Source organism: Streptomyces sp. NP-1717 (assembly GCF_022695985.1).
GTDB lineage: Bacteria > Actinomycetota > Actinomycetes > Streptomycetales > Streptomycetaceae > Streptomyces.
The window spans coordinates 1-4,137 of sequence record NZ_JAAPBF010000369.1 but is presented as its reverse complement, the minus strand read 5'-3'; the positions used below and the strand labels follow the sequence as shown (position 1 = coordinate 4,137).

Sequence of the window (4,137 nt, the reverse complement as noted above, 5' to 3'; positions counted from 1 at the left end):
CCACCGATCCGGACCGGCAAGTCAGCAGCGAGCCGGGCTCCGGGCGGCCGACCGGGTGGTGGCCGTCTATGTGCCGGGCGCGTCGTCGTCCGTGTCGAACAGGCCCGCCTTGCGGAAGGTCTCCGAGAGCCGGTCACCGGTGTCCACCGGCAGCGGACCCGGTACGTCCGCCTGTTCGAGGCCCACCAGGACCGCCAGGTCCCGTCCGTGCACGTCCACGGCCGCCTCCACGAGCGATGCCAGCGCCTCCGTCGACTCGTGGGCCCTGGACCGGGCCACCAGCGCGCAGCCCGCCGCGATCAGGACCGCGGGCCACCACCAGGCGGCGACGGCGAGATAGGCGAGCGACCAGGCGCCGAGGCGTGCCGCCGCAGTGAAGGACGCGCGGGCCGCCTCGATCTGGCGTTGGGCCGGTTCGGCGAGGATCAGCCACAGGCGGGGCCAGACGGCGTCGAGATCGAGGCCGTAGACCGCTTCCACCCGTTCGCCGGCCGCCTGGAGCCGGTCTCCGTACCAGGTGGGGCGGCTCGGCGGGACCAGGCCGATACGGGCGCGGGCCCGGTCCAGCCGGCGGATCTCCGCGGCCTTGGCGGCCGGGTCGCGGATCGCGGCGTTCCGTTCCCGGGTGAGGCGTTCCCAGGCTCTGAGGCGGGCCCGTTGGCGGTGGTGGTCGAAGGCGAAGCGGCTCTCGCGCAGCCAGAAGCTCTCGACGGCGGATCCGAGGAACTGCGCGGCCAGCGACAGCGCGGAGGAGAGCAGCAGGACGGCGGCGACCGCCACCGCCGCCGTGCCGGCGCGGTCCAGGGCCGGCCGCGCGGTCAGGTCGTCCAGGGCTTCGCCCAGCCGGGGAAGGTCGTGCCAGTGCGCGTGCCCGAGGGTCGTGCCCGCGGCGAGTACGCCGAGGAAGAGCGCGCCGGGCAGTACGAGGAGGTTGAGCCAGCGCTCGGTGAGTTTGGTGCCGAGCGTGACCAGGAGCTGGTTCACCGGCGCCGTCGCGCGTTCACGCGGCCGGGTCCGGGCGGAGTCGGACCTTGCGCATCTGTGCGCCGTGGAGCGCGCACGGGGGCGCCTGCCGCAGGTCCCTGGCCGGCTCGCGGCGCGTGCAGGGGTCCGGGCCGGGACAGACAGCGACCTTGATCGTCGCCCGGAGACCGGTCAGCCTGGATCCGGGGGCCGGATCGCCGAGCACTCCGCGGATGCGGCCGAGCAGTCCCCGTGAGTCCCCCGCCCTGCGCAGCGCGTCGTCCAACGCCTCTAAGGCGTCGTCGAGTTGGCTGGCGGCCGGGACGGGACCGGGGTCGGGACCGGCACCGGGGTCGGGGCCCGTGCTTTCCGCGAGCAGTGCCCTGGCCCGCTCGACGGCCCGGACGACCCCGTCGTCCGTACGCTGCGGTCCGTCCGGTTCCGCGAGCAGCACGCACAGCGCCGCGATGCCATCGGCGCGCAGACGCTCCCCGTGCGCCGGGTCCGGGTCCGGGTCCGGGTCCGGAATCGGTGCCGTCATGGCGCCAAGTCTGCCTCGTTCGGGCACGGTTGGCGTGCGATTGAACACAATGGGTCAGCGGAGCGGACGCGGCGGTGCGAACGGGGGAGGGTGTCCAGGGTGAGTACGCGCCGGGAGCGTCTGCTGACCGCGGTCGTGCGACGGCTGACCCGTGCCGGTCAACAGGCCGACGACACACTGCTGTTCGGCCCGGAGGCCGACGCCGAACTGGGCGCGTTGCTGCGCTGCTGCGACCTCCGCACCGACATGGAGGCCCGGTACGCGGCCGGTTGGCTGTACTGGGCCCGCTGCGCGGCCCTCGGCGAGGGCCGTGGCGCGGAGGAGGGCAGCTGCGCGGGGACGCTGCTGTACCCCGTCTGGGTGCACGACCGTGACGCCGTGCCACCGGAGTTGGCGGGAACCTGGGCCGCGCAGCCCCCGGAGCTCTGGCCGGATCCCACCGCGGCGGACGGGCCGGAGGAGTGGAGCATGGTGTGCCTGGCCGCCACGGCCGCCGGTCAGGGACGCCAACTGCCCGGACAGCCACCCGAGATGGTGAAGACCCTCGAAGCGACCGGCGCCACCCCCGACATCCTGCGCGCGCAGGCGATCGGTGTGGGACGGCTCTCCGTGCTCGCCACCGAGGACGACGACCCGCAACGCGCCTTCCGGGTGAGCGGATTGGCCGACGCGGTGGCCGCGGCGGCGCACGCCTGGGATGACGAAGCGCTGCGGGAGGAGTCGGTGCTCCTCGCCGACGAGGCGCTACGGCTCCAGCGCCGCGCCGTGCGGCTCACTCCGGCCGGTGACCCGGACCGTCTGCCGCGGCTGAGCAACCACGGCCTGTCGCTGGTCCGGCGCTACGAGCGCACGTCCGACCCGGAGGACCTGGCGGAGGCGGTCGGAATCGCCCGCGACGTCCTGGCCCAGACCGATGAGGACGACTCCGATCTTCCCCGGTACCGGAGCATCCTGGCCCGCGCGTTGAGCATGTCGCTCACCCGGTCGGGCGGTGCGGAGGAGGAGTTCGGCGAGGTCGTCGAGCTGTACCGCCGAGCCGCGCCCGGTGATCCGAACGGGCTTGCCGCGGGTCTGACGAACCTCGGCGGGGCGCTCTTGAACCGGTACGAGGTGACGGGCGCGGTGCGGGACCTGGAGGAGGCGATCACCGTGCTGACCCGGGCGCTGCGGGAGGCGGGCGCCGCACCGGAACCGCGGTCGCGGGCGGCCGAACTGCTGGCTCTCTCCCTGCGTGCGCGCCACGCGCTCCTCGGGGACGTACAGGACCTGAAGGAGGCACGGCGTCTCATCGGGGAAGCGCCGCGAGGGACCGCCGAGACGACCGGCCGCGCGCTCCAGCGGCTGGTCAACTCCGCGCTGGAGCTGCGCGGCCGGTACGAGCGCGAACTCGGCGATCCGGAAGACCTGCGCACCGCGGCGGCGAAGCTGCGTGAGGCACTCGCGATGCTCCCCGCCGGTCATGCCTCGCGGCCGGGCGTTCTCAACAACCTCGGCAGCGTCCTCGTCTCGCTCCACCAACAGTCAGCAGGTGTGCGGGTGTTGACCGAGGCCGTCGACGCACTGCGCGAGTCCGTCCGCGACACACCGGACGGTCACCACCAGCTCGGCGTACGGCTGCTCAATCTCAGCGCCGTACTGATGCTCCGTCACGACCTGTTGCAGGACTCGGCGGATCTCGCGGAGTCACTGGACTGCCGCCGGCGCGCCATGGCGCTGCCCGGCACCTCCCCCGTGCGGCGCGCGGCGATCCTGTCGGCGACGGGTGCGGCGTTCACGCGGTCCGCCGAACGCACCGGTGACCCGGCCACCGCCGATCAGGCGGTGGAGCACATCAGGGCGGCCCTGGAGCTGACCGGCGCGACCGATCCGCTGCTGCCCAGGCGGCGTCTGGGACTGGCGATCGCCCTGCTGGCACGCCTCGCGATCACCGGCCGACGTCGCGACCTGCGGGAGGCGCGGGACGTCGTGGACGCGTTGGTCGCCACGCTGCCCCCGGGGTCGGCGATGCGGGCCAACGTGCTGGTGGTGGCCGCCGGTGTCCGGCGGATCGTGCCGGTCTCCGGGCGGATGTCGTCGTCCGGACACCGGCGGGTGGTCGACCTGCTGCGGGAGGCGGTGGACCTGACACCGCCCGGCCATCCGAACCTCACTCCCCGGCTGGCCCAGCTCGGCACGGTCCTGGCCGAACGTTACGAACGTACGCACGAGGCGGACGATCTCCGGGAGGCCGTCGGCGCTTTCCGCGAGGCGGCGCTCGAACCGCAGTGCCCGCCGTCCGAACGGCTCGAAGCCGCCTGGCTGTGGGCCCGCGGCGGGCTGGACCTCGGGCGGCCTGATCTGGCGCTGAAGGGCTACGTCGCCGCCGTCGACCTGATGCCGGCCGTCTCGCCGCGCCATCTGCTGCGGGACGACCAGGAGTTACAGCTCGGCGCGGCGGCGGGACTGGGCGCGGAGGCCGCGGCCTGCGCGGTCCGCTGCGGTGAACCGGCGCTCGCGGTACGGCTGTTGGAGCAGGCGCGCGGAGTGCTGTTGGCGCAGGCCTTCGACACGAACAGCGATCTGACGGAGCTGGCACGCGAGGCGCCCGATCTGGCACAGGAGCTGGTCCGGCTGCGGGAAGGGCTCGACGCGTC

3 protein-coding genes are annotated in these 4,137 nt (G+C 74.1%); 1 reads left to right on the top strand and 2 read right to left on the bottom strand.

The genetic code is table 11. The annotated features are described in order from the left end of the window. Positions 1–66: 66 nt before the first annotated feature. Positions 67–984 carry a hypothetical protein gene (locus GXP76_RS34405; protein WP_242575547.1) on the bottom strand — a complete coding sequence of 306 codons (918 nt, stop codon included), beginning with the start codon at positions 982–984 and terminating at the stop codon, positions 67–69. 16 nt (positions 985–1,000) lie between these two features. Beyond that, positions 1,001–1,504, bottom strand: a complete 504-nt coding sequence (locus GXP76_RS34400; RefSeq protein ID WP_242575546.1) for a hypothetical protein — start codon at positions 1,502–1,504, stop codon at positions 1,001–1,003. A 99-nt stretch (positions 1,505–1,603) separates the two neighbouring features. Between GXP76_RS34400 and GXP76_RS34395 the strand changes: the two genes are divergently transcribed. After that, positions 1,604–4,137 (top strand): CHAT domain-containing protein (locus tag GXP76_RS34395; RefSeq protein WP_242575545.1); only part of this gene is annotated, 2,534 nt, incomplete at its 3' end.

Excerpts from the sequence above, each read along its gene's own strand:
- GXP76_RS34400 (WP_242575546.1), bottom strand. The coding sequence starts at position 1,504 with ATGACGGCACCGATTCCGGACCCGGACCCGGACCCGGACCCGGCGCAC.